25 protein-coding genes and 2 pseudogenes are annotated in these 24943 nt (G+C 65.3%); 17 read left to right on the plus strand and 10 right to left on the minus strand.

Going from position 1 to position 24943, the window contains the following annotated elements; all coding sequences use genetic code 11:
- Nucleotides 1-166: 166 nt before the first annotated feature.
- Nucleotides 167-463: pseudogene (locus GA0116996_RS11055) on the minus strand (c-type cytochrome); the annotation flags it as partial.
- 162 nt (nucleotides 464-625) lie between these two features.
- On the opposite strand from GA0116996_RS11055, the gene GA0116996_RS28260 reads away from it, so the two are divergent.
- The 10 genes from GA0116996_RS28260 (at nucleotide 626) to arsH (ending at nucleotide 6830) form a co-directional block, all read left to right on the plus strand.
- Nucleotides 626-802 (plus strand): hypothetical protein, encoded by a 177-nt coding sequence (locus GA0116996_RS28260; RefSeq protein WP_167355489.1) that lies wholly within the window; start codon nucleotides 626-628, stop codon nucleotides 800-802.
- Nucleotides 803-935: 133 nt separating this feature from the next.
- Complete coding sequence (locus tag GA0116996_RS11060; RefSeq protein ID WP_092310693.1) at nucleotides 936-1994, plus strand: VWA domain-containing protein; 1059 nt, start codon at nucleotides 936-938, stop codon at nucleotides 1992-1994.
- Between the two features lie 442 nt (nucleotides 1995-2436).
- Nucleotides 2437-2667, plus strand: a complete 231-nt coding sequence (locus tag GA0116996_RS27965; RefSeq protein WP_133250548.1) for a hypothetical protein — start codon at nucleotides 2437-2439, stop codon at nucleotides 2665-2667.
- A gap of 398 nt (nucleotides 2668-3065) precedes the next feature.
- A complete protein-coding gene (locus tag GA0116996_RS11065; RefSeq protein WP_092310696.1) occupies nucleotides 3066-3401 on the plus strand; it encodes an ArsR/SmtB family transcription factor in 336 nt (111 codons plus the stop codon).
- Nucleotides 3398-3880, plus strand: coding sequence for an ArsI/CadI family heavy metal resistance metalloenzyme (locus tag GA0116996_RS11070; RefSeq protein WP_092310699.1), 483 nt, complete (start codon nucleotides 3398-3400; stop codon nucleotides 3878-3880). The genes GA0116996_RS11065 and GA0116996_RS11070 overlap by 4 nt, the downstream gene beginning before the upstream one ends.
- Before the next feature lie 9 nt (nucleotides 3881-3889).
- Nucleotides 3890-4372, plus strand: a complete 483-nt coding sequence (locus GA0116996_RS11075; protein ID WP_092310702.1) for an arsenate reductase ArsC — start codon at nucleotides 3890-3892, stop codon at nucleotides 4370-4372.
- A gap of 42 nt (nucleotides 4373-4414) precedes the next feature.
- The gene (locus GA0116996_RS11080) at nucleotides 4415-4909 is read left to right on the plus strand and encodes an arsenate reductase ArsC (RefSeq protein WP_092310705.1); all 495 of its coding nucleotides are present in this window, start codon (nucleotides 4415-4417) and stop codon (nucleotides 4907-4909) included.
- A 4-nt stretch (nucleotides 4910-4913) separates the two neighbouring features.
- Nucleotides 4914-5618: an aquaporin gene (locus tag GA0116996_RS11085; protein ID WP_092310709.1), complete on the plus strand. Its 705-nt coding sequence runs from the start codon at nucleotides 4914-4916 to the stop codon at nucleotides 5616-5618.
- Nucleotides 5619-5646: 28 nt separating this feature from the next.
- Nucleotides 5647-6069: an arsenate reductase (glutaredoxin) gene (gene arsC / locus GA0116996_RS11090; protein WP_092310712.1), complete on the plus strand. Its 423-nt coding sequence runs from the start codon at nucleotides 5647-5649 to the stop codon at nucleotides 6067-6069.
- On the plus strand, nucleotides 6066-6830 hold the full coding sequence (arsH, locus tag GA0116996_RS11095) for an arsenical resistance protein ArsH (RefSeq protein WP_092310715.1): 765 nt from the start codon (nucleotides 6066-6068) through the stop codon (nucleotides 6828-6830). Before arsC ends, arsH begins: the two co-directional genes overlap by 4 nt.
- A 280-nt stretch (nucleotides 6831-7110) precedes the next feature.
- On the opposite strand, the gene GA0116996_RS11100 is transcribed toward arsH, so the two are convergent.
- A complete protein-coding gene (locus tag GA0116996_RS11100) occupies nucleotides 7111-7974 on the minus strand; it encodes a class I SAM-dependent methyltransferase (RefSeq protein WP_092310718.1) in 864 nt (287 codons plus the stop codon).
- Nucleotides 7975-8071: 97 nt separating this feature from the next.
- On the minus strand, nucleotides 8072-8965 hold the full coding sequence (locus GA0116996_RS11105) for an NAD(P)/FAD-dependent oxidoreductase (RefSeq protein ID WP_092310720.1): 894 nt from the start codon (nucleotides 8963-8965) through the stop codon (nucleotides 8072-8074).
- Nucleotides 8966-9247: 282 nt separating this feature from the next.
- On the opposite strand from GA0116996_RS11105, the pseudogene GA0116996_RS11110 reads away from it, so the two are divergent.
- Nucleotides 9248-9868: pseudogene (locus GA0116996_RS11110) on the plus strand (TetR/AcrR family transcriptional regulator); the annotation flags it as partial.
- 302 nt (nucleotides 9869-10170) lie between these two features.
- Here the strand turns inward: GA0116996_RS11110 and GA0116996_RS11115 are convergent.
- Nucleotides 10171-11073: a MurR/RpiR family transcriptional regulator gene (locus GA0116996_RS11115; protein WP_092310726.1), complete on the minus strand. Its 903-nt coding sequence runs from the start codon at nucleotides 11071-11073 to the stop codon at nucleotides 10171-10173.
- 109 nt (nucleotides 11074-11182) lie between these two features.
- Here GA0116996_RS11115 and GA0116996_RS11120 point away from each other — a divergent pair, with 109 nt between their 5' ends.
- The 3 genes from GA0116996_RS11120 (at nucleotide 11183) to GA0116996_RS11130 (ending at nucleotide 14421) form a co-directional block, all read left to right on the plus strand.
- Nucleotides 11183-12343 (plus strand): M20 family metallopeptidase, encoded by a 1161-nt coding sequence (locus GA0116996_RS11120; RefSeq protein ID WP_092310729.1) that lies wholly within the window; start codon nucleotides 11183-11185, stop codon nucleotides 12341-12343.
- A 52-nt stretch (nucleotides 12344-12395) separates the two neighbouring features.
- Nucleotides 12396-13397, plus strand: a complete 1002-nt coding sequence (locus tag GA0116996_RS11125; RefSeq protein WP_092310731.1) for a Bug family tripartite tricarboxylate transporter substrate binding protein — start codon at nucleotides 12396-12398, stop codon at nucleotides 13395-13397.
- A 793-nt stretch (nucleotides 13398-14190) separates the two neighbouring features.
- Nucleotides 14191-14421, plus strand: a complete 231-nt coding sequence (locus GA0116996_RS11130; RefSeq protein WP_092310734.1) for a DUF1484 family protein — start codon at nucleotides 14191-14193, stop codon at nucleotides 14419-14421.
- On the opposite strand, the gene GA0116996_RS28575 is transcribed toward GA0116996_RS11130, so the two are convergent.
- Nucleotides 14416-14745 (minus strand): ATP-binding protein, encoded by a 330-nt coding sequence (locus tag GA0116996_RS28575; RefSeq protein WP_341845098.1) that lies wholly within the window; start codon nucleotides 14743-14745, stop codon nucleotides 14416-14418. The genes GA0116996_RS11130 and GA0116996_RS28575 overlap by 6 nt on opposite strands.
- Here GA0116996_RS28575 and GA0116996_RS11140 point away from each other — a divergent pair.
- On the plus strand, nucleotides 14685-15569 hold the full coding sequence (locus tag GA0116996_RS11140; RefSeq protein WP_092310737.1) for an SDR family NAD(P)-dependent oxidoreductase: 885 nt from the start codon (nucleotides 14685-14687) through the stop codon (nucleotides 15567-15569). The two genes, GA0116996_RS28575 and GA0116996_RS11140, sit on opposite strands and share 61 nt — an antisense overlap.
- A gap of 47 nt (nucleotides 15570-15616) precedes the next feature.
- Here the strand turns inward: GA0116996_RS11140 and GA0116996_RS11145 are convergent, their stop codons facing one another.
- The 3 genes from GA0116996_RS11145 to GA0116996_RS11155 form a co-directional block, all read right to left on the minus strand.
- Nucleotides 15617-16129, minus strand: a complete 513-nt coding sequence (locus GA0116996_RS11145) for a GAF domain-containing protein (RefSeq protein WP_092310740.1) — start codon at nucleotides 16127-16129, stop codon at nucleotides 15617-15619.
- Nucleotide 16130: 1 nt separating this feature from the next.
- Nucleotides 16131-17108 carry a Bug family tripartite tricarboxylate transporter substrate binding protein gene (locus tag GA0116996_RS11150; protein WP_092310743.1) on the minus strand — a complete coding sequence of 326 codons (978 nt, stop codon included), beginning with the start codon at nucleotides 17106-17108 and terminating at the stop codon, nucleotides 16131-16133.
- An 83-nt stretch (nucleotides 17109-17191) separates the two neighbouring features.
- Nucleotides 17192-19021, minus strand: a complete 1830-nt coding sequence (locus GA0116996_RS11155) for a gamma-glutamyltransferase family protein (RefSeq protein WP_092310746.1) — start codon at nucleotides 19019-19021, stop codon at nucleotides 17192-17194.
- Between the two features lie 120 nt (nucleotides 19022-19141).
- On the opposite strand from GA0116996_RS11155, the gene GA0116996_RS11160 reads away from it, so the two are divergent.
- Nucleotides 19142-20092 (plus strand): LysR family transcriptional regulator, encoded by a 951-nt coding sequence (locus GA0116996_RS11160; RefSeq protein ID WP_092311228.1) that lies wholly within the window; start codon nucleotides 19142-19144, stop codon nucleotides 20090-20092.
- Between the two features lie 48 nt (nucleotides 20093-20140).
- Here the strand turns inward: GA0116996_RS11160 and GA0116996_RS11165 are convergent, their stop codons facing one another.
- Entirely contained in the window at nucleotides 20141-22351 is a 2211-nt protein-coding gene (locus GA0116996_RS11165; protein ID WP_092310749.1) for an amylo-alpha-1,6-glucosidase, read from the minus strand.
- Between the two features lie 32 nt (nucleotides 22352-22383).
- The gene (locus tag GA0116996_RS11170) at nucleotides 22384-23463 is read right to left on the minus strand and encodes a glycosyltransferase family 4 protein (protein ID WP_092310752.1); all 1080 of its coding nucleotides are present in this window, start codon (nucleotides 23461-23463) and stop codon (nucleotides 22384-22386) included.
- Nucleotides 23464-24078: 615 nt separating this feature from the next.
- On the opposite strand from GA0116996_RS11170, the gene GA0116996_RS11175 reads away from it, so the two are divergent.
- Nucleotides 24079-24942 carry a branched-chain amino acid ABC transporter permease gene (locus tag GA0116996_RS11175; RefSeq protein ID WP_092310755.1) on the plus strand — a complete coding sequence of 288 codons (864 nt, stop codon included), beginning with the start codon at nucleotides 24079-24081 and terminating at the stop codon, nucleotides 24940-24942.
- The last annotated feature ends 1 nt before the right edge of the window (nucleotide 24943 follow it).

Raw genomic sequence — 24943 nt, forward strand, 5'->3', positions numbered from 1 at the left:
CCGTTTCCGGTCATCTCCTTTCTAGACCGAGTGGCAACAGTCGAGTGATCTCGGCCGATCGACAAGCACATCACAGCAACCGACCAAGTGCACCTGCAGCCTTGACCAACCTGTGGCCGAGACCCCGCTTCCCACGTCCAGCCCATCGCTGCACTGCCGACGGGCATCAACGGCCTTGCGCTTCCGTAACTTCCCGCTGCGCCGCAGCCATTTTCCGAGGCCAGGTACTTTTGATATACGCCAGCACGGCGACGATGTCTTGGTCGGACAGCAATTGCCCGAATGCCGGCATATCGCTGACATACCCCTCCGGAGCCGTCACCCCGGCTACCAGCCCATTCTTGGTAATCGCGAACAGCACGGCGTCGGGATGATGCCAGGTATGGCCGGAAGCATCATGCGGGGGTGCCGGCATCCGGCCGTTCGGTAGCCGCTCGCGCCAGTTGGAGGATGGAGGCCCGTCGTCGTCCGCTGCTAATCGGGGTGGGCGGGCACAGGGCAGGGTTAGCAGACCGGGCACGGAATCGAGCGGGTGGGCAAGGAATACGTGATCGCCGCCGGGCCGGTGGCCGACGATGGGACGTTTGCGCTGTACCGGTGATCTGGCGCCAGCACGGATACGCCCGTGGCATTCGGTACGGACGCCATCGCCGATGTGAAGCCCGAGGGCATGTTTGAGCTGTCGGGCACGACGGCTGTCCGCATCCTCTCTGACGACGGCGACGTGCGGTACGGCAAGCGCGTGTGCAAGGATGTGCCGCCCGCCCGCAAGCAATTCCGCAGCGTCGTCCTCACGCCATAGGCATCAGCCCGGTACGCCGTAGCTAAACTACAGGCGTGAACCGGGCTCTCCCCATCTCATCGCAGCCCTCGAGGTCCCGTCCCGACATGGAAAATGCAGTACCGTCGGCTTACCACACGCCAAGGAGCAGGGCATGCAGTTTCTCTGGCCGCAAATGCTCTGGCTGCTGCTCTCGCTTCCCCTGCTGGCAGCCGCTTACCTGTACCTGATTGCGCGGCGCAAGAAAATCGCCCTGTTGTATGCCAGTCTTGCGCTGCCGCGCGCCGTGCTGGGTCGCAATCAACGACTGCGGCGTCACATCCCGCCGCTACTCTTCCTGCTCGCGCTGGGCGCAGCCCTGCTGGCTTGCGCCCGTCCTATCGCGACCATCACGCTGCCGACCGACACTGTCACATTGGTACTGGCCATGGATACCTCCCGCAGCATGGCGGCGACCGATGTCGCGCCCGCCCGGATCAGCGCCGCCCAGCAGGCTGCGCGGGATCTCATCCTCGGCCTGCCGGCCAGCGTGCGCCTGGGCATTGTCTCTTTTGCCGCCACGGCGACCGTGGTGCTTCCCCCCACCGACAACCGGCACGACATGCTCGACGCGATCGATCGCTTCCAACTCCAGCACGGCACGGCGACCGGCAGCGGATTGATCCAGGCGCTGGCGGTGTTGTTCCCCGACGATGGCATCGACCTGGAAGCAATCCTCTTCAGCGGCGAGTCGCTCGCCCCCGGGCCCGGCGGCAGATCCCGGACAGAGGCCGCCGCGGCGGCGGCCGTCCGCAAGCGCGAGCAGGAGCAGCCGTCGGCGCAGCCCGGTTCTTATCGGCACGGTGCAGTGATCCTGCTCAGCGATGGTCGCCGCACCACTGGTCCGGACCCTCTGGACGCCGCGCGCATGGCCGCCCAGCGCGGTGTGCGCGTCTATACCGTGGGCTTTGGTACGCCGCGGGACGAGGGTGCGGCAGTGTCGAGCCTCTCTGACTCCCTGGATGAACCCACGTTGCGCGAGGTCGCGACGCTCACTGACGGCGAGTACTTCCAGGCTGGCTCGGCTGCGGACCTGACGCAGGTGTATCGCCAACTGAGCGCCCGTTTCGCGCTGGAGCGCAAGGAAATCGAGATCAGTGCCTTGCTGGCAGCGGCCTCGGTCCCACTGCTGGTCCTGGCCTGCGGTCTGTCGCTGCTGTGGTTCCGGCGGTGAACTGGGGCTTGCGCATCCGCATGTCTTCAATCATGCGCTGGCGCAGCGGGCTGATGGCGGGCGTCGCGAACAAACGGCTGCCTTGCCAGAACTTTAGGCGCCATGGGTCTCAATCAGCACCCGAACAGGTATCGGCCGCCCTGTCAGACCAGATCCAGGCCCGAGTTCCACGCCCGGTTCGACGGCGCTTCTGGAGGGGCTGGGGAGCGGCAGGTCGCCGCAGTATGCCGTTTGGATGAACCGCCCTCGAACTCACGTCGTCGCAATGTCCGGCACGTTATTCAAAGTCATTGCAAGTAGGGTCGCACCATGGCGGCTGAGGCACGGTGGATGATATCGATGCTCGTCTTCGGCATCGCCGGTCGATAGGCGTCCGCTCTCCACCACCATGGCCGAAGTTTGTTGCGATGACAATCAGGAGCGCCTAGTTCCTGGAGCTAACGTGAAAGCCAGTGCCGAGTTCAGCGTGCATTATGAAGATGCTGATTTCTTAGAAACGTGTGACGGCCTTTTCGCGCGCAATCAAGAATTCATTGTCATGCAAGGGGGAAAATGTAGCCCAATGCAGGAAGGCGGCCGACCTCTTCTTGAATCCCAGCGACCAAGAGGACGATGGGAGAATCTGAAGATGCTTGCAAAACTTGGCTCGGCTGGAATGCGCGCCCTCAACTAATGGCTGTGTAACAAGGGGACTTTGCTGGGCTGGACAGTTATCGTCGGGAACGAACAAAACGAGGTCCTTCACCTCTTCAAGCGCTCCAGCAAAACAACAACCTGACGCAGACGTCCGCTATGGTCATAAATTGGTATCTTGGCATCGAGGTCGACGACGCTCTTGAGATGGCGGAGCAGACCGAAGTTTGATGACATCACGGCCGGCGAGCGGTCGCTTGCCGGCCGACTTCTGCCATCGGGGAAACGGTCTCGCAACGACCGCATTCGGCCGAGTCTCTGCCACGCACCAGTCATTGCCACTCTACCACGCAATGTGTCGATAAAATCACATATTCCCTCGTACTTGTCATAAAGAATTCACTTCTCAGAGTTCCATGATTCGACTATATTCGAATCATGGAAACCAATCACGCCCTTGAAGCGCTTGCCGCGCTCGCTCATTCGATCCGCTTATCCGTGTTCAGGATGCTGGTCCAGGCCGGTCCGCAAGGACTGCCGGCTGGTCGGGTCGCCGAACTGATGGACATGCCGGCGTCCTCGCTGTCCTTCCACCTCAAAGAATTGCACCGCGCGGGCCTGCTTTCCAGCCGCCAGGTTGGACGCTCCATCATCTATACGGCTCGGTTCGAGACCATGAACGCATTGCTGGGTTATCTCACGGAGAACTGCTGCAGCGGCAATCCGTGCTCTCCTGTGTCCAACTGCTCCGTCGCCTCCGAGCCAAAATCATGAAACGCTTCCATGTCCACGTCAGCGTCGCCGACCTGACCGCGAGCATCCGCTATTACTCGGCCCTCTTCGCAGCCGAACCCACTGTCGTGAAAGAAGACTACGCGAAATGGATGCTGGAGGATCCTCGCGTGAATTTCGCGATTTCGGCGCGCGGTGCGGAGACCGGCGTCGACCATCTCGGGTTTCAAACAGACGATGCAGGCGAGTTGGCCGAACTGAAGCAGCGCGCCGAAACCGCCGACATGGCGCTGCTCGACGAGGGCGAAACCACCTGCTGCTATGCGCGAAGCGAGAAGTACTGGGTCACGGATCCGCAAGGCATTGCATGGGAGCACTTTCACACCCTCGGCAATGTGGCGGTGTACGGCGAATCCCGAAAAGCCGACGCGTCTGGTCAGGAATCGGCCTGTTGCGCCCCTCGTGCTCCGAAGGGCAAGCCGCTCGGCATTGCGGTCAACTCGAAGTCCTCCTGCTGCTAATGGTGCTCCATGAGCGATGTGCTGTTCATCTGCACGGGCAATTCGGCACGTTCGATTTTGTCGGAAGGGCTGATGAACCATCTGGGCAAGGGGCGCTTCCGGGCGTATTCCGCCGGTAGCCATCCGACCGGCGTGGTAAATCCGCTGGCGTTGGCGGCGCTGGCGCGACACGGACTGGATACAACGGCTTTTCGCAGCAAGAGCTGGGATGAATTCTCGCAGGACGGTGCGCCACAACTCGATTTCGTCTTCACGGTATGTGACAAGGCAGCAGGTGAGGTCTGCCCCGTGTGGCCTGGCCAGCCCATGACAGCGCATTGGGGCGTCCCCGATCCGGCTGCCTGCGAGGGAACGGAAGCCCAGAAGCAGCAGGCCATCAACGACGCAACCATTTCGCTCAAGCGCCGTATCGAACTATTCCTGTCATTGCCTTTTCCCAAGCTGGACGCAGTCGCGCTTCAGAAGGCTGTCCAGGACATCGGAAAGCGCTGACACGTTTTCCAATCCGCATTCATTCTTGTTTCGCAGCGCCCCATGACGACGAACGTATTGATCCTCTGTACCCATAATTCAGCCCGCAGCGTGCTGAGCGAAGGGATGTTGAACCATCTGGCCCAACAATTCGGCCGAGACGTGCGCGCCTATAGTGCCGGAAGCGCCCCCAGCGGACGGATCAACCCGTTAGCCATCGAGGCGCTTGGCAACGCCGGCGTGGACGTCAGCGGTTATCGCAGCAAGAGCTGGGATGAGTTCACTGGCGACGGTGCCCCTGAGATGCGCATTGTCATCACTGTCTGCGACAGCGCGGCGGCCGAAGAATGCCCGTACTGGCCGGGAAGCCCAGTCAAGGTGCATTGGGGATATGTCGATCCCTCCAATGCGCCAGGCGGTGATGAAGGGAAGCGCCAAGCCTTCGAGTTGACGCGGCAGGCCATCGGCTATCGGATGATGCAACTGCTGATGCTGCCGCTGGACTCGATGAGCAACGCCGAGTTGCGGGAGCACCTCGACCGTATCTCGAAGAGCTGAGGCCATGATCGATTTACGCAACAGATTGGCCGCCGAAACGCTTGGAACAGCCCTGCTGCTTGCCATCGTCATCGGCTCGGGCATCATGGCCGAGCGGCTTGCAGGCGGCAATGTCGCTGTGGCACTCCTGGCCAATACGGCGGCAACCGTCGGTGGCCTGTACATCCTGATTGAAGTCTTCGGTCCGATCAGCGGCGCCCATTTCAACCCGGTGGTCAGTTCGGTCATGGTGGTGCAAGGAGAACTGCCTGGCGCCGCACTGGTTCCGTATATCGCCGCACAACTTATCGGCGCGGTCCTGGGAGCGTGGCTGGCTCATGCCATGTTCGACATGACAATCCTGCAGTTCTCCGCCAAGGTCCGTAGTGGTCCGGGGCAATGGATTGCAGAGACCGTTGCAACCGCCGGTCTCCTTCTGGTGATCCTGCGCGCACCGAACGGTCGGGCTTCCGCCATGGTGGCGGCGTATATCGGTGCTGCCTACTGGTTCACCGCGTCCACGTCGTTTGCCAATCCGGCGGCGGCGTTTGGGCGGATGTTCAGCGACAGCTTCGCCGGTATTGTACCGGGCAGCGTACCGGGATTCGTGCTGGCTCAATGCGCAGGTGCCGCGATCGGACTCATGCTGCATCGGATGCTCGAGCCACGCCGCGTGCGCCGTGATCATCCCAATGTGATTGAGTCTTCTGGTGAGCATCAGGTCGACTGATTCTGAGGCAGAGCACCCGAGAAACACTATGTCCATCACCATCTACCACAATCCTGAGTGCGGCACATCCCGCAACACGCTGGCGATGATCCGCAATGCCGGAATCGAGCCACTAGTCATCGAATACCTGACCAACCCTCCCTCTCGCGCCGAATTGCAGGACATGATCCGCCAAGCCCGGCTCACGGTTCGCCAGGCCATCCGCGAGAAGGGCACACCGTTCAGCGAACTGGGTCTCTCCGATCCGGCGTTCAGCGATGATCAATTACTCGATGCGATGCTGGCTCAGCCGATCCTGATCAACCGGCCGTTTGTCAAAACGGAGCTTGGCGTACGGCTGTGCCGGCCCTCGGAAGTCGTGCTCGAGATTCTGCCTTCGCCACAGCAACGCGCATTTTCCAAAGAGGATGGCGAGATCGTCGTCGACGCACAAGGCCGGAGGGTCGAATGACCGTGGACTTGCCCAATGTCGTCTCCGCAGTGCTCGACACACCGGACCTGACCAAGCTGGAGCCGCCACGGATCAGCACGCATCCGCCACGTATCTTGCTGCTCTATGGGTCGCTGCGAGAGTCATCATACAGCCGCCTGCTCGTGCACGAAGCCGAACGGATACTGCAGCATTTCGGCGCGCAGACCCGCGTGTTCGATCCACATGGCCTGCCAATGTGCGACAGTGTTCCGGCGGACCATCCCAAGGTGGTCGAGTTGCGCAAGCTCTCGCAGTGGTCTGAAGGCCAGGTGTGGTGCAGCCCCGAGCGACACGGAACGCTAACTGCAGTCTTCAAGAACCAGATCGACTGGCTACCGTTGGAAATGGGCAGCATTCGGCCGACACAGGGACGCACGCTCGCTGTGATGCAAGTCTGCGGTGGCTCTCAATCCTTCAACGCGGTAAATGCACTGCGCGTGCTTGGGCGATGGATGCGCATGGTGACGATCCCGAACCAGTCGTCAGTCGCCAAGGCATACCAGGAATTTGACGCGAATGGCCGCATGAAGCCATCGTCCTACTATGACCGAGTGGTCGACGTCATGGAGGAACTGTACAAGTTCACGCTGCTGGTGCGAGATCGCAGTGACTACCTGACGGACCGCTACAGCGAGCGCAAGGACGCCGCGCCAGCGGAAGTGGCCGCCTTGACCACCGCGGCGATGCGCCACGAGAAGGACGCTGAAGTTGGCGATACCGATAGCGGCGAAGTCGAATAACAATAAAGGGATGGCGATGGAGCCACGCACCGGCGTGATTGCCACTCCGGCAGTTCGGCGTTGAGTCGCTGGACGGCAGAGACGGGTCGGAAGTCTCTTCTGGCGCTGCAGAGTCCGGCCCCAAATGACCAGCGGGTCGAGACCGGCCAAAAGCGGCCTGTACCGTGCCATCGAGCCTCTAGCTCACTAATGGTGGCTTCCAAGCTTGCAGGGACATCAATTTGGCCGGCCAAAAACGCCCCACTCCACCGAGCGGGGGCGTCTCCCTGTTTAATCCCTGTCAGCTTACCGGATTGCGTGCCATGACGATCCACGCCGCGCCGTTGATCATCACCGACCGCTCGCCGGGGAGGCCCGCGAAGGCGGCACGAACTGCGGCCGAGGCGCGGGCGCGGATGTCGTCGGGCTGATCAGCGAGCGCACGCGACAACGGGCCGACCTCGAGTGTCATCGTCACCGCGTCGTCGATCGCAGCGTCCCGCGTCCCGCCCTCGCCGAACGGGACGGCAGCGTCGAAGGGGTCGATAGCAATATCGGTGAAGCCAGCCGCCGTCAGGATGCGTGCCACGCGCCCCGGGTCGCCGAAGGAAAACGGGCCGGGCGCTTCGGGATCGGGCAGCGCGATCGGCGGGACGATGCCCTTGAGCGCGCCCATCGGCAGGCGCACCCAATCGTTCTCGGCCGCGCCGCGCCAGCAGACGAAAGCGACCCGCCCGCCGGGCCGGAGCGCGCGTCGCATGTGTGCGAACGCCGCTATCGGGTCGTCGAAGAACATCACCCCGAAACGCGAGAACAGGATGTCGAACGCGGCCTCGGGCAGCTCTGCGCTGCTGGCGTCGGCCACCTGAAACAGGGCCGGCGTATCCCGTTGCGCAAGCGCGCGCGCCCGGCCGATCAGCGGTTCGGATATATCCACGCCCAGCACTTGGCCCCCTGCGCCGACGCGGGCTGCGAGAGCCAGACTCGACGCGCCCGCGCCGCAGCCGATGTCCAGCACGCGCTCACCCGTCGCAGGTGCGGCGGCTTCCATCGCGGCCTGGCCGAACACCGCCACCATAGCGTCGAGCCGGGCCTGGTTGGCAACCCAGCGTTCCGCGCTTTGACCGTTCCAGCCACCGACCTGATCGGCACTTTGCTCTGCCATGTCATCTCCTTGACTCGACGATTCGTCCTTCACCGCGCCGATCTACGCCAACCTTTTCGAAGGCGACGACGCAAACGGGAGAAAGGAGTCTGTGCTCTCAAACAACCATCGACTGCTGGGCGAAGATACCCGCCATCGCGCCCTGCGATGATGCTTGGGTGACCGAGGGCAAGAAGGGCGTGGCGAGGTCGCCAGCGGCGTAGATGCCGGGGATGCTGGTTTGGCGGCGCTCGTCGACTTTGAGGACGATGCCAGTGGGCGTATCGACCGTGGCAAGACCCAATGATTCATGCAGGCTTGCTGACGGTTGGTTGCGCGGATGGGCGAACAGGACGTCGACCGCGACATTGCGGCGGGTATCGAGATTGACCGTGGTGATATGGCCCTTGTGATGGGCGATCTCGACGATCCGGCCATCGACGACAGGTATGTTGCGGCGGGCCAGATCGGCCTGGATATCGGCCGCAATGTCATGACCATCGGCGAAGACAGTCAACTTGTCAGTCCAATCGCGGAACAGCCTGGCAGACTGGTGCGACTGTGGGCCGGACCAGACGAGGCCCCAATGCTGGCCGGCGACTTCAAAACCGTCGCAATAGGGGCAGGGCACGATGGATGTGCCCCAGCTTTCGGCAAAGCCCGGAACATCAGGCATCTGGTCGGCGATGCCATAGCTCAGGATCAGGCGGCGCGCCCCAAGGCTTTCGTTATCGTCAGTGACGACGCAGAAATCGCCGATGGCGCCAGACACGCTCTCGGCCCGAGCATTGACCAGGCTGATCGTTGGATAGCGCGCGAGCTGCTGCCGCGCCTCGACTAGGATGTCCATCGGCGGCTTGTGATCGTGGCCGAGCAGGCCATGCGAGTGGCCGGCAAAGCGGTTGCGCGGCCGGCCGGTATCGAGAACGGTGACTTTGCGGCGGGCACGGCCCAGCTGCAGGGCGGCGGCGAGGCCGGCAAAGCTGCCGCCGATGATGATGACGTCATTCATGGTGCTGGGCTCCGTGTTGTAGATGGAGAAGTGACTGGGCCTAGTGCGCAAGAACGTCCGGAGATAAGCGCTTGAGACGGTCAGCGAGCAAGGCTTCGGCATTGGCGGGATTGTTGCCCATGGCTATTGACCGGCCGGACAATGCCGCATTCGTTATCGCAAGGCGGCCAGGGGAAAGCTGAATTGGACAACCGGTTGGAACCTACCCTTGGCTTGCACATTTACGATACTCCGTGGTATCGTAGTACAAGAATTTGAATACTGTCAAGTACTGGAATTGACGTGACCGAAAACAGCCAGAGCCGGCGCGGTCGGCCCGCCAACGAGGCGCTTCGCCAAACGATAGTCGACACCGCCTGCGAACTCTTCGTGGAACTGGGTTTTCAAGCGACGACCATGGACAAGGTCGCCCAGCGGGCGAAGATATCCAAGCTAAGCATCTATCGGCACTTCGAGAACAAGGAGGCGCTGTTCAGCGCGGCCATGACGGCCCGCTGCGAGCAGTTTGCACCGCAGGCTCTTTTTGAAGGCGTCGACGGTTCAGCCGAAGATCAGCTCATGGCGGTGGGGTCATCCCTGCTTCGCACGCTGTTGAGCCCGGACGTCCGCAGTGTCGAAGCCATGGTTTTGGCCGACAAGACGAACCAAAAGTCGTTAAGCAAGCTCCATTACGAAGCAGGGCCCGCCCATGTCATCGCCCAAATCGAGGCGGTGTTGCGTCAGTTGCACGCGAAAGCGATTCTGAACGTACCCGATGCTCGCCAGTCGGCCCGCTTGTTTGCCGCGCTTTTCAAAGGATCCGATCTCCTGCTTATCGCCCGCTTCGACGAGGCGAGAGCAGAGGACGACAACGAAATCGAATCCTATTGCCGGTCGGCCGTCGCCATGTTCATCGCCGCGCACGATGAAAAACACGCAGCAGGTGCATGCGCTGTTCGCTCGCCCTGAGCAACCTATGGATGATGCGTGGACGACTGATGGGCAAGGCCATTGCATGAACGCAAAAGCCGTCCGCGCGGGGTAGGCAAAGGCCGCTTTACACACGATAGCGGCCGCTACTGCGGCCCACGTGGAACGACAGAGAAGGGTCGGTAGTTGCCCTTGACGCCAGGAAGGCCGCTTCCCGACAGAAGGAGGGCCGAGACCGACCATCATTGACCGCGGCGGCCCATCTGCGAGCCTCGAGTCCATTCCACCCAGGCAGATTATTTCTTGCGCAATCCGTCTATCGGATCCGTCTCAAATGCCTGCCATAGCGCATCGCGGCGCTGCAAGGCATCAATAACGGCCGGCTGGCGGAGTTGTGCGACCGCCGACACCAGCGCATTGCACAGGAAAAACGACGCAGTGTAGGAATCGAACGGCGACGCATTGGTCGTGCGCACCAGCAGGTGGTGATTTGCCAGTGGCACGAGCGGTGCGGCAGGGCTGTCGCAGATGGCCACGACGCGGGCGCCCATCTCTCGAAATGCCCTTGCGATGGCGACCGGCGCACTGGAATAGCGGCGAATGCTGAACGTCAGCAACACGTCTTCCGGCTCGACCCATAACATGGCGTCGGTGGCCGTCACGGCGCCTGCGCCTAGTTCCTGGACGTTCGGCCGGCACATGTTCAGATGCAGGGCCAACCAGGCGCTGACTGGAGCGCTGTTCTTTTGGGCGAGGATAAACACCCGCCCTTTTCCGCCGGCCAACAGGCGCGCAATCGCCTCAAAGGCGGCGAAATCCAGCGATTCGTGCGTCGCCGTCAGGTTGTGCTGGTCGTGCATGAAGGCGTCGTCGAGGCAGGCGCGCATGTCGCGCTTGCCTCCAATCAGCGCCGGCGCGCGCTGGCCCGCAGTCGGCAGCGTCGCGGTTACGTTGGCTCGTGCCTCGCGCTGAGCCTCTGCATAGCTTGCATAGCCCAGCTTGGCAAACAACCTTACCACCGTCGACGCGCTGGTGCCGTGCTGTGCGGCCAGTGCCGTTGCGGATTCCAGCAGCACGTGCGGATAGCCTCGCGTCAAAGCATCGGCCAGTTCGCGCTCGCGTGCCGTCAGCGTAGCGGCTTCGCGCGCCAGTCGGTCGAGCAGCGTGTCGCCGACAGTTTCGTTGCGGGTATTCGTCATGTTGACACCGTGCAATGCTCATTGCATGATTATATCATCACTGCAATATTGATTTCATCGCCGTTTCACTGCAGTCCATCGTTCCTCCCTGGTTGGGAAGAGGAAACCTATGCAACTTGAAGAAACTGCCCCCGGCACCGATGCGCTGCTCGACTGGCTGCAGAGCCAGAATCAGGCAATGCAGGATTTGCTGCAGCAAATCGTGGATATCGACAGCAGCAGCCGCCATGAAGCCGGCGTGCAAGCCGTGGCCGAGACGCTTGGTACCCACCTGGAAGCCGCGGGCGTTCCTGTGCGCTTCCATACAGTCCCTGGATACGGCGTTTGCCTCGACGCACAAGTCCCCGGTTCTGGTGACGGCCTGCCGGTCTTGTTGATGGGGCATATGGATACGGTGCATCCCGTGGGTACGGCGGCCGAGCGCCCGTTCCGCGTTGAAGGCGGGCGTGCCTATGGCCCCGGCGTGGCCGACATGAAATCCGGCCTGGTGCTCAATGTGTTCGTTGCTGAAGCGCTCGTACGGCTGGGCCGGAACGCGCCTCCTGTGCGGCTATTCTTCTCGTGCGACGAGGAGATCGGCTCGCCCGCCACACGCGACCGCATCATGACGGTCGCACGGGAAGTGCGCGCGGTCTTCAATGCCGAGCCGGGCCGCGTCAGCGGAAATCTCGTGACGGGCCGCAAAGGCTCGATGGTGGTCGAGTTCGAGGTCGAGGGCGTGGCCGCGCATTCGGGCATCAATCACGCCCATGGCGCCAGCGCAATCGACGCGTTGGCGCGCAAGGTCCTGGCACTGCACGCGCTGACCGATGCCGCATCGGGCGTCACGACCAATGTCGGTTGCGTGCAAGGTGGGATCGTGCCGAACATGGTGGCGCCACACGCGAAGGCGCAGCTCGACGTGCGCTTCACCGCCGAAACCGATATGGAGGCGCTGTATGGCCGCATCCGCGAGATCATCGAAGCCGAATCGATCCCTCGTACGCGCGGCAGCATCACCGATATGCGCCGGACCATGCCGATGGCGACTACCCCGGACGCGCTGCTGGCGCTCTACCAGCGCAGCGCCGAGCGGGTTGGCTTTGCGGTCGCCGGCGAATTCACCGGGGGCGCGGCCGACAGCGGCCTGACCAGCTCCGTCGGCACGCCTACGCTGTGCGGAACCGGCCCGGTGGGCGGCCATCCCCATACCGAGCGCGAGTACTGCGAGCTTTCAACCTTCGTGCCGCGGGCGCAGGCCCTGGCGCTCGCCATCCTCGGCATGCAATGAGCGGCATGTCCCGCCATCGCCGGAATCCCTGATCCATCCAGCCTTTGCCATCATGCAGAACCTGCCCTTTTCCCGCCGTAGCATCATTGCTTTTGGCCTGAGCGCCGCCACTCTTGCCGCCGCCGCACCGATTGGCGCCATGGCACAGGACAGCTGGCCTGCCCGGCCCATCACGCTGGTGGTCCCGTTTCCGCCTGGTGGTTCGGTCGACATCATGGCGCGGCAGTATTCGGAGCCGCTATCGCGCATTCTCGGCGTGCCGGTCGTTGTCGATAACCGTCCGGGTGCGGGCGGCTCGGTCGCGACGCAAGCGGTCGCCCGCAGCAAGCCAGACGGCTATACGCTAGTGGTCTCGTCGCAAAGCAGCCACCTTGCCAATCCGCTGACGCAGCCGCGCATCGGCTACGATCCGATCAAGGACTTCGAGAACATCGCCATTCTCGGTCGCCAGCCTAACGCGCTTGTTGTACATGCCAGCCTCCCGGTCCGCACTTTTGCCGAGTTCATCGCCTATTCGAAGAAGAACCCTGGCAAGCTGGACTACGGCAGCGGCGGTGCCGGCAGCATGGGCCAGCTCAATGTCGAGATGTTCAAGGCAAGCACGGGTGCTGTTGCCACACATATCCCATACCGCGGTGGCTCGCAGTTGATTACCGCGGTGCTGAGCAGCGAGGTGCAGTTCATTCTCGACAACGTCGTCATCATGCTCCCGCACATCAAGGACGGAAAGGTACGCGCCCTGGCGGTAGCCTCAGAACAACGGCTCGAACAACTGCCCGACGTGCCTACGCTGGCCGAACTCGGCCATCCGGAACTGAACCTGAGCTCTTGGACCGGCCTCGCGGCACCGGCCGGCACGCCTCAGCCGGTTGTGCAGAAGATCTACCAGGCCGTGCGCAAGGCCGCCACAGATCCCGCCATGCAGGCCACACTGCGCTCACGCGGCGTGGTGCCGCCGGAAGACATGGCACCGGCCGCATTCGAGCGCATGATGGCTGATAGGCTGCAGCGCTATGGCGAGGTGGTCAAGCGGGCGAAGATTTCGGCGGAGTAACGGCCACGTGAGTCCATGCGGGGCGGAGCCACCCTCCGGCCCTTCGGCGAAAAAACGCATCTTCGCGGGATTAGCCACGGCAACGGTAGCAGCCGGTCCGGAACGCGCAACGGACACTTGATTAGGCGATGCAGGTCCGTAACGGCTCGGTCACATTGTCAGCGGATATTCGCCATCGCCGAGTGCTTCCGCATCTAGCCCTACGTCCACGGCAAGCGTGCCGACGTGCGGCATATCCTGAAATCGAAGACCATTTAACGGCCTTCCAGTCCCCTCCCTGTACGGATCGCTCGATCGGATCAAACATCGCTTCCCAGACGGCGCGGCAAGCCAGGCAGTCGCGCCGAACAGGCCGCAGCGGATCGCGACAAGGACCGAGTCTTTTGTATGGCCCTGATAGCTGTCGCCGAACAAACGTCCGCATTCGGGAAGCTTCGATGGCCGCTATGGGTCGTAAGCCGCCGGCCGATGCCCCTCACGAACGTCGTCTGACGAAGCGCCCCAAAATTGCGAATCGTCTGATCGCCATCCCCCACTGAAAAGGCAAAACTAAGGCCATCACCGAAACAACGGTGATCGGGTGTCGCAACCCGCTTTTCGTGGACGGATGGTCGCTCAGGCGACCATCTCCAAACGCACGCGCGCGTCGCTTCACCATGGCGGGCCGGGCGGGGCAGCCAATAGGCTGGCCGGTTGTTCGTCTGCGAGCCGGTATTGCGACCCCCGCTGTCTGGCCCGCCACCCTCTACTGTTTTGCATCAGGCGGGTCTCCACCCTTCTTCAGGAGAACGCAATGCAAGAGCAACCCCATCCCCAGCACGAAACCATCTTCATCGGCATTCCGGCAGAAACCCTGGAATCGCTCGAGCGGATCCAGGCCGGCCTGGGCAGCGTCCTGTCGCTGCTGGAAGTGGAAAGCGAACGGTCGGAGGGATGCCACGGCGTCCACTGCCTGCTGGCGATGATCAAAATGCAGGTGGATCAGATAGCGGAGGCGTTGCGTCCTGAGGCGGAAGCGTTATGAGAGCTGGACATCCGGCCCTGTCCCTGCCGCGGACCTGTCTTCGCGCAGCCTGACGATAGATTCCGCACCCTGCCCGACCGTGCTTTCCGCGGTAATGCGGCCGCCATGGCGCTCGACCGGCGCGTAGCTGATCGACAGGCCGAGGCCGGTTACCATGTGCTTCTTGGTGGTAAAAAACGGATTGAACAGGTTGGGCAGTTCTTCAGGACCACCAGCACGCCCAGCACCCGATTCCCTGTATTGCGGGACAGGAGGACATGCCCATGGATCGCAGAAAGTTTCTTGCCGCAGGCGCCGGACTGGGTCCGGCCCTGGCCGCGGGATCGCTCATCGCCGCCACGACCTCCCGGGCGCAGACGCCCACGGATCCCCGCACGCAGCCCTCCATGCCAAACGCCCGGCGGGGCACCGGCCGCAAGGCCCGCGTGTTCATCACCGGCTCGTCCGACGGACTGGGCCATGCCGCTGCCCGGACGCTGCTTGCCGACGGCCATCAGGTGGTGGTGCACGTCCGCTCGCAGGCCCGGCTGCCCGCCGTGAAAGCACTGGTGGACCAGGGGGCCATCGCCACGATCGGCGACCTGTCGGACGTTGCGCAGATCCGCGATCTCGCCCGCCAGGTCAATGCGATTGGCAGGATGGACGCTGTCATCCACAACGCCGCCGTCATCTCCGGTGCGAAACTGATGGTGATCAACGTCGTGGCACCGTACCTGCTCACGGTCCTGGTCCAGCGCCCCCGACGCCTGATCTACCTGAGCAGCAGCATGCACCGGGGCGCACGCGCCACGCTTGCCGGGATGGACTGGACGGGCCGCACGGACACGGGCGGCTACTCGGAGAGCAAGCTCTTCATCACTACCCTCGCCGCAGCCGTTGCGCGGCTGTGGCCCGACGTGATCAGCAACGCCGTCGACCCGGGCTGGGTGCCGACGAAGATGGGTGGCCCGGACGCGCCGGACAACCTCCGGCTAGGGCACCTGACGCAGGAGTGGCTCGCCACCAGCGACGACCCCGCGGCGCTGACAAGCGGCGGCTACTGGTACCACCAGCAGCGCCAGCGGCCGCATCCCGCTGTCAACGATATCCGCTTCCAGGACGCGTTGCTGGCCGAACTGGCGCGTGCCACCGGTACCAGGCTGGGTTGAGTGGCAGGAAACGCGCCGCCACCGCTGCGGCCGCGAAAATCCGGCGGTCAGCCTCGCGCGGCCAGCAAGGCGTGCACGGCAGGCGTGGCCAGCGCCGCGAGCACACGCAACGCCGCCAGCTCCGCTACCGGCCATGCCGATCGGTCCGCAAGGTAGTTGAAGGTGCCTATCACGCGCGACTGGTAGCACAGCGGCACATTGACCACCGCCGTGCAGCCCAGCCCGCGAATCACCTGCACGTCGTCGAACACCGCTGCCAGCGCGGCATCGCCCTCGCCGACAAAGACTTCGCCGCGTTCGAGCAACTGGCGCCGCCATGCGCTGTCGCCCTTCGACTTGCGTCCGCCGACCGGGTACGCGGACGGGTTGGAAGACCACAGGCGCTCGATCTGGGCCGGCCCGGCGTGCCAGGCGTTGATGGTCAGCAGGCCCGGCCCCATGGCCTGCAGCGTGGCGGCGCCGATGGCCTCGAACGCCATGGCCGGCTCGCCGGCCTGCTGCAGCCGGTCGCACAGCGCATTGACGGTGGCCACCAGCGCGGCCGTGCGCAGTTGGCTCACGTCATTCCCCCTTGATGCCGAGTTCGCGGATCAGCTTGCCGTAGCGGTCGGCGTCGCGCTGCAGGATGGTGCCGAACTGCTGCGGCGTGGAGGTCGCGGTCTCGACGCCAATCGCGTTCATCTTGGACTTGACCTCGGGCAGCGACATCACCGCGTTGATCTCGCGGTTCAGGCGTGCGGCCAGATCCGCCGGCATGCCCTTCGGACCGAAGGCGCCATACCAGACCGCCAGTTCATAACCGGGCACGGCCTCGGCCACGGTCGGCACGTTGGGCAGCAGCGGCGAGCGTTTGCTCTCCGTGACGGCCAGCAGGCGCAGCTTGCCACCCTTCACATGCGGCAGCGTCTGCGTGCCCGCCGAGAACAGCAGCTGGGTCTGGCCGGCCACGGTATCGACTACCGCGGGTGCGCCGCCCTTGTACGGCACGTGCAGCATCTGCACCCCGGCCATCTTCTCGAACAGCACCGCGCTCAGGTGGTTGGTCGAGCCCGGACCGGCGCTGGCGTAGGCCAGCTTGCCCGGGTTGGCCCTGGCGTAGGCAACCAGCTCCTTGACGTTCTGCGCCGGCACCGACGGGTGCACCACCAGCGTGTTGGTGACGTAGGCCAGCAGGCCCAGCGGCGTAAAGTCCTCCACGCCGCGGAACGGCATGTTCGGCATCAGCGCCGGGTTCATCGCGTGCGTACTCATCGAACCGACCAGCAGCGTGTAGCCGTCGGGCCTGGCACGCGCGACCATGGCCGAGCCGATATTGCCCGAGGCCCCGGGCTTGTTGTCGACGATCACCGGCTGGCCGAGCGAGCGCGTCAGGTGTTCGGACAGCACGCGCGCCAGGATATCGGTCGAGCCGCCGGCGGCCCACGGCACGATCAGCGTGACCGGCTTCTGCGGCCAGTTGTCGGCGGCGTGTGCGGCACCGCCTAGGCACATGGCCAGCGCGGCCATGCCGCCCAGCAGGGTTTTGGTCATCCATCGCATGGTGTGATTCCTCCTCTTTCGGGACGGGCGCACGATGCGGCCCGCCGTGTCTGTTTATTCGTGGGTTGCGCTCCGGTGCAGCGTCAGCGTCCGGCGGCATAGCCCTGCATGCCGCGCGGATTGGCGCCGGCGCGCAGCACCAGCCGGCCGCGGGCGTCGAACTGGCGCGAGCAGGCCGACATGCGGCCCTCGGACCACGGCTCGCCCACGCGCACGTCGTGGCCACGCTCGCGCAGCGCCGCGAGCGTGCTTTCCGGGAAGCGCGATTCGATGCTGATGCGGTTGAGCACGGTCTGGCGCGGCCAGAACGAAGCCGGGAAATGGTCGACATGCCAGGCCGGTGCGTCGATCGCCTCCTGCAGGTTCATGCCATGCACGGCATGGCGCAGGAAGAACGCCAGCGACCACTGGTCCTGCTGGTCGCCGCCGGGCGTGCCGAACACCATGTAGGGCTCGCCGTCGCGCAGCGCCAGCGACGGCGACAGCGTGGTGCAGGGCCGCTTGCCGGGCGCGAGCGTATTGGGCAGGCCGGGTTCCAGCCATGTCATCTGCAGGCGGGTATTGAGGGCGAAGCCGAGCGCCGGGATGGTCGGGCTCGACGACAGCCAGCCGCCCGACGGCGTCGCCGCGACCATGTTGCCGTGGCGGTCGATCACATCGATATGGCAGGTATCGCCGACAAAGATCTCCTGTTCGGCCCATTCGGCCACCGGCGGCAGTTCGGCAAAGGTGGGCTCGCCCACGCCGAAGCGCACGTCGGCGCGCTGCAGCGTGCGCGTGGCCGCGGCCAGGTCGGGCAGGCGCGGCGCAATGCCGTTGACCGTGCCGGGCTCGAGCGACAGCGCCGCCTGCGCGCCGATGCGCTGCGCGCGCGCGGCCAGGTAGGCATCGTCCAGCAAACCCGCCAGCGGGCTCGCGGCGAAGCGCGGATCGCCGTACCACGCCAGCCGGTCGGCCATGGCGAGCTTGGCGGCCTCGGCAATGCGGTGCACGAACTCGGGCGAATCCGGCGCATGTTGCTCGAGGCCGGCATGGCGCAACATGCCGAGCTGCTGCAGGAACACCGGCCCCTGGCTCCAGATGCCGCACTTGGCCACGGTATAGCGGCCAAAGTCCAGGGTCGCGGGCGCCTCGATCTCGGGCGTCCAGCTTGCCATGTCGTCAAGGCGCAGCAGGCCGGCGTGCTGGTCGCCGGTGGTGTCGCGCACGGGCGTATGGCGGCAATACGCATCGATTTCCTGCGCGACGAAGCCGCGGTACCAGCAGTCCAGCGCGGCATCGATCTGGCCGGTGCGGGTATCGCTGCGGCGCTGCGCCTCTTCGACGATGCGGGTATAGGTGGCCGCCAGCACCGGCAGCGTGTGCAGGCTGCCGGGGCGCGGCACCTTGCCGTCGGGCAGCCAGGTCTGGGCCGAGCTGTGCCATTCGTCGCGGAACAGTGCCTGCACCGCCAGGATCGCGCGCGCGATGCGCGGCACCAGCGGAAAACCGTCGCGCGCATAGCCGATGGCGGGCGCCAGCACCTCGGCGAGTGACCAGCTGCCATGCTCGCGCAGCATCGTCAGCCATGCGCCGAAGGCACCGGGCACGGCGGCCGGGATCAGACCGATGCCGGGCACCAGGTCCAGGCCCATGGCGCGCAGCGCGGCAGGATCTGCCAGCGCCGGCGCCGGGCCCTGCCCGCACACCGAGCGCATGGCGCGCTCGCGCTCGCTCCAGTACAGGATCGGCACTTCGCCGCCGGGGCCGTTCAGGTGCGGCTCGACCACCTGCAGCACAAAGCCCGCGGCGGCCGCGGCATCGAAGGCGTTGCCGCCGCGCTCCAGCACGCCCATGGCGGTCTGCGTGGCCAGCCAGTGCGTGGACGACGCAACGCCAAAGGTGCCAACGATCTCGGGACGGGTGGTGAACATGTTCGACGCTCCTGTGATGCCGGCCAGTATAGGTTTGCCGGATAACCGGCAGCGCCTGATTGGTTATTGTGGTATTACCATTCGGTCATACAACCAGACCGCCCCATGGCGGCAGGCACCATGTCCATCGCCCCCGACAAACTGGTCCACAACCTGGTATCGCGGCTGCGCCTGCGGCACCTGCCGCTGCTGCTCGCGCTGGCGCGGCAGCGCTCGGTGTCGCGCGTGGCGGCCGAGCTCAACCTGTCGCAGCCCGCCGTCACCAAGACCCTGCGCGAGATCGAAGACATCTTCATGGTGCCGCTGTTCACCCGCACCCGGCGCGGACTGGAGCCCACGCCCACCGGCCTGGCGGTGCTGGCACATGCCAGGCTGACACTGGCCGATGCCGATGCGCTGGGGCGCGAACTGGCGGCAATCGAAGCGGGGCTGTCGGGGCGGCTGCGCCTGGGCGTGATTCCCTACATCAGCCGCGGGGTGCTCGATACGGCCTGCACCTTCGGCATGGCGCAGACCCCGCGGGTGTCGGTGCTGGTGCGCGAAGGCACCACCGACGAGCTGGTCAGCGCGCTGCGCGAGCATGAGCTGGACTGCGTCATCGCGCGCACCTTCTTTGCACCGGGCGCGGACATCGTGCAGCAGCCGCTGTATCGCGAAGAGCCCGCGCTGGTCGTGCCCATCGCGGCCGCGGCGCGGCTGGCGCGCGGCGCGCTCGACTGGCACCGGCTGGCCGAACGCGACTGGATCCTGCCGCCGCCCAACACGCCGATCCGGCGCACCATCAACACCATCTTCGCGGTGGCGGGCGTGGCGCAGCCCACGCCGATGGTCGAGACCTATTCGATCAAGACCATGGCCACGCTGATGCGCAGGCATCCGGCGGCGACGACCATCGTGCCCAGGGCGGTCGCCAACGAACTGGTCGAGGCCAGGGGCGCGGTGGCCCTGCCCCATGCGCTGAGCTGGGACCTGCCGCCGGTGGGCGTGATGTGGCGGCGCCAGCCGGTGGAAGACGATGTGGTGGCGGCGCTGGTAGCCTGCCTGCGCGCGCTGCCGGCAGACCTCACCTAGCCCGCGGCACGCGTGCGGGAAAGGCCCGCACCCGCTCACCGCCAGGCACTAATTCCGCGTCAGCACCCGCACCGGCCCGCGCCGCTCCAGCACGTCGACCACCACGCGCTCGCCGGAGCGCCGCACCGCGACGTCGGCGCTGCCGCCGCCGACCCCGAGGTTGCGGAACACCACCTCGTCCAGGAACGGTGGCAGCGACGGGTTCTCGAACGTGATCGCCGGCTCCTGCGTGTCGAAGTCCAGCCCCAGGCAGGCCTGCAGCATCAGCAGCGGCGCGGCGGCGGCCCAGGCCTGCGGCGCGCACGCCACCGGATAGAAGGTCGGGCCCTGGCTGCGCTGGCGCGCGAAGCCGCAGAACAGTTCGGGCAGGCGGCGCAGGTCGATATAGCTCGATGCCGCGAACAGGCCCTCGAAGATGCGGCTGGCTTCGGGGTGGTAGCCGTAGCGCGCCATGCCTGCCGCGATCAACGCATTGTCGTGCGGCCATACCGAGCCGTTGTGGTAGCTCATCGGGTTGAAGCGCGCCGCGTCCGCGGCGACGGTGCGGATGCCCCAGCCACAGAAGGAAGTGCTCTGCATCAGCGTGCCTACGACGGACGGCGCGCGCTGCGGCAGCGCGATGCCGGTAAACAGCGTATGGCCCGCGTTGGAGGCGCGGATGCGGCACGGCTGCTTCTTGCCATCCAGCGCCAGCACATAAGTACCCAGCGCGGGGTCATAGAAGTGCTTGTCGAAGGCGTCGCGCAGCACTTCCGCCCTGGCGGCATAGCGGGCGGCGCCTTCGCTGTCGTCCAGCGCCGCGCGGATCTGCGCCGCGGCCTGCCAGGCGCCGTAGGTGTAGGCCTGGACCTCGGCCAGCGCGATCGGACCGGCGGCAAGCCGCCCGTCCTCGTGGAACACCGAATCGCGGCTGTCTTTCCAGCCCTGGTTGATCAGGCCCTCGGGCGACTGCCGGCCATATTCGACGAACAGGTCGCCGTCGCGGTCGCCGTATTCGCTGATCCAGTCCAGCGCGGCCTGCAGCCTGGGCCACAGCGCGCGCACGGTGTCGACATCGCCGGTGCGCCGCAGGTAGGCGCCCGCCAGCAGCACGAACAGCGGCGTGGCGTCGACGCTGCCGTAGTAAAGCGCGAACGGCACCTCGCCCAGGCGCGCCATTTCGCCATGGCGCATCTCGTGCAGGATCTTGCCGGGCTCGGCATCGGCGCCGGGGTCGACCGTCTCGGCCTGCATCGCGGCGAGGTACTGCAGCACGCCGCGCGCGATCTCGGGATCAAGCCATAGCGTCTGCAACGCGGTGATCAGCGCATCCCGGCCGAATACCGTGCTGAACCACGGGATGCCGGCATACGGGTAAGGTCCGTGCACGGTGTTGGTCAGCAGCATGTACAGGTCGGAGATGCTGCGCCGCGCGACTTCGTTGAACAGCTCGTTCGAGGTGGTGATCGACGCGGCGCGCCCGGACGAGCGCCGCAGCTCGCGCCGCGACTGCAGCAGCGCGCCCAGAAAGGACTGGGCCTCGCGCTCCTCGTGGTCCACCGACTTGCAGCGGATCTCCATGCGCAGCAGCTGCATGCACGACGGCTTGAGCTGCAGCGTGAAGCTGGCGCGGGTGCCGCTCAGGGCCTGCGGCGGCGGATCGAACGACAGCCGGGTTTCGCGCCGCGCCTGGTCCAGGCCGGTATAGCTCAGCGTGACCGCGGCGCCGTCGACTTGCGGCGGGTGCATGGTGCCGCGGCGCAGCCGCTGCGTGCCGCGTACTTCGAACAGGTCGGCAAAGTCCGCATCGAAGGCGATGTCGATGCACACGCGCCGCGGCCGGTCGTCGAAGTTGCGCACGCTCAGGCGTTCATAGCAGGCGCCGTTCCACAGGAAGCGCGACCGGCGCAGGTGGATCAGGTCGTGCTCGAGCCACAGGCCGCCCTCCTGGTCGAACAGGTCCGGATTGGTCAGGTCGCAGGTCAGCGCGGCATTGTCGTCGCGCAGCGTTGACGACAACAGCATCGGGCGCTGCCCTTCCACCGTCAGCCGCAGGAAGGACAGGTGGCGCGTGTCGAAATGGAACAGCCCCTCTGGGCTGCCCGGCGCACCGATCGCATCGCCGTTATGGTCGAACAGCGCGAAGGTGTCGCCATGCTTGAGCGTGCGCGGGCGCCGCTCCTGCAGCGACGCCGCCGCGGGGATATAGAACTGCGCGACGTCGCCGGCGCCGGCGACCGCCACCGAGCGGTTGGAATGTTCCGTGGATTCTGCAGGCATGAGGGGGTCTCTCCAGCAGTGGTCGTGTGCGGTTATGCGAGCGCGAGTCCGTCGGCCTCGCCGTGTGCCTCGCCCGCGTCGCCGGGGGTCGGCAAGCCCTGGTAGATGCGCACGTAGTCGCGCGCCATCCGCTCCGCGGTAAATCGCGCGTCGAACGCGGCGCGCACGCCGGCGCGCGGCAGCGTGGCCACGCGGGCGACGGCTGCCACTGCTTCGTCGACGCTGTGCACGATATAGCCGCTGATGCCCGGCTCGATCACCTCGGGCACCGAACCGCAGTCGAACGCAATCACCGGCGTGCCACAGGCCATGGCCTCGATCATCACCAGGCCGAATGGCTCGGGCCACGCGATCGGGAACAACAGCGCACGCGCATTGCCCAGGAACGCCGACTTCGCGGACTCGTCGATCTCGCCGATGTATTCGACTTCGGCGTGCGCGGCCACCAGCGGGCGGATCACTTCCTGCCAATAGGTGCGGTCGACCCGGTCGACCTTGGCCGCCATCTTCAGCGGCAAACCCGCGCGCGCGGCCACCTCGATGGCATGGTCGGGACGCTTTTCCGGCGAGATGCGGCCCAGGAACGCCAGGTAGTCGCCCGCCGGATTGGCGCAGTAGTCCAGCAGCGTCGCCGGGATGCCGTGGTAGACCGTGCCCACCCAGTTTACCGGCGGCATCGGCGCGCGCTGCGCGTCAGAGACCGACACCAGCGGGAATTGCGGGAAATGCGCATAAAAGGGCTGCAGCTCCCGCAGGTCCAGCCGCCCGTGCAAGGTGGTCACCGCGCGCACCGGCAGGCGCCGCAGCAGCGGGCATTGCAGCATGTCGATATGGAAATGCAGGACATCGAAGCACGTGGCGGCGGCCATCACGCGGTCCAGCATCATCACGTAGTAAGGCAGATGGTCGCCGACGTCCGCATCGAGGCGCAGTGCCATGTCGCAGCACGGCACCAGTTCGGCGCCGGTGACCGAGTCGCCGCTGGCGAACAGCGTGACCTCGTGGCCCTGGCGCACCAGTTCTTCCGTCAGGTACGAAACGATGCGCTCGGTGCCGCCATACAGGCTGGGCGGGCAGCGTTCGGCGAGTGGTGCAATCTGCGCAATCTTCATCGGCTCTCCCCCCTGGTCATCAGCAAACTGCAGGGTGGATTGCCGCGACAGTGCCTGGGCTGATGAAGGCACCATAGAAAGCGGCGGCGGCTTTTTCAAGCTGGTCCGGACCATGCAGGCGCGGCATGTCAACCATGTAGCGCAGCGATGGTGGCGGCCCGCTTCGTCAGGGCTTACCCGGAGGCGCGGCCGCTGCTATTTCGCGGTGCGGAATAGCGGGCCGCTTTCCTTGACGGTGCCCGCGGGCCTATGCAAAAGTCGGCGAAAACGAACGATCGTGCGGGAACGCTTTCCCGACACGGCGTCACCGGGCGGCAACACCGTCCGGCTTGCCGGGCGGCCCTCGCGCCGCATCGCACAGGAGACACCGCCATGCAGTATCCGCAGCACCGCATTGCGCACCGCCATTGCCTCGTCCCGCAGGTGGACCCGGCGCCCCCGCGCAGCAACGCACCCACTGCCGCACGCATTCCGGCACGACAGCCCGCGCTGCCGCCGGCCTGACCCACCGCGCCCCGATTTCATCTGCGCGGCCGCGCTTGTCGCCGCCGCGACGGAACACGCACGGCCATTGCCGGCGCGTGCCTGGTTTTCTGAACCGTAAGAGGTACCCCCGTGGCATTGTTCCTTCAACAGTTCCTGAACGGCCTGACGCTGGGCGGCGTGTACAGCCTGGTGGCGCTTGGCCTGACGCTGGTCTACGGCATCCTGCACGTGCCCAATTTCGCGCACGGCGCCTTCTACATGGCCGGCGCCTACGTGTCGCACTACCTGATGACCGCGCTGGGCGTGAATTACTGGCTGGCGATGCTGGGCGCGGCGCTGGTGGTGGCGGTGCTGTCGATGCTGGCCGACCGGCTGGTGTTCCACCCGCTGCGCAATTCGCCCGAGCTGCACGACATGATCGCCGCCATCGGCATCCTGCTGTTTCTGGAAGCCGGCGCGCAGGCGCTGTGGGGTGCGGACTTCCACCGCATGCCCACGCCGTATGGTCAGATCGTCGACGTGTTCGGCCTGACCGCGCCGCTGCAGCGCCTGCTGATCATCGGCGCCGCCTTTGCGCTGATGGTGCTGCTGCACCTGTTCCTGACCCGCACCATGACCGGCGCCACCATCATGGCGATGGCGCAGAACCGCGAAGGCGCGGCGCTGGTCGGCATCGACGCCACGCGCGTGACCCTGCTGGTGTTCGCCATCTCCGGCGCGCTGGCCGCGATCGCCGCCACGCTGTACGCGCCGATCAACCTGGTCTACCCGAGCATGGGCAACCTGGTGATCACCAAGGCCTTCGTCATCATCATCCTCGGCGGCATGGGCAGCATCCCCGGCGCCATCGTCGGCGGGCTGATCATCGGCATGGCCGAGAGCTTCGGCGGCTTCTACGTTTCCACCGACTACAAGGACATCATCGCGTTCGTGCTGCTGGTGGTGATCCTGTCGATCCGGCCGCAGGGCCTGTTTGCCGGCAAGGCAGCCTGAG

Source organism: Cupriavidus alkaliphilus (genome assembly GCF_900094595.1).
Classification (GTDB): Bacteria; Pseudomonadota; Gammaproteobacteria; order Burkholderiales; family Burkholderiaceae; genus Cupriavidus; species Cupriavidus alkaliphilus.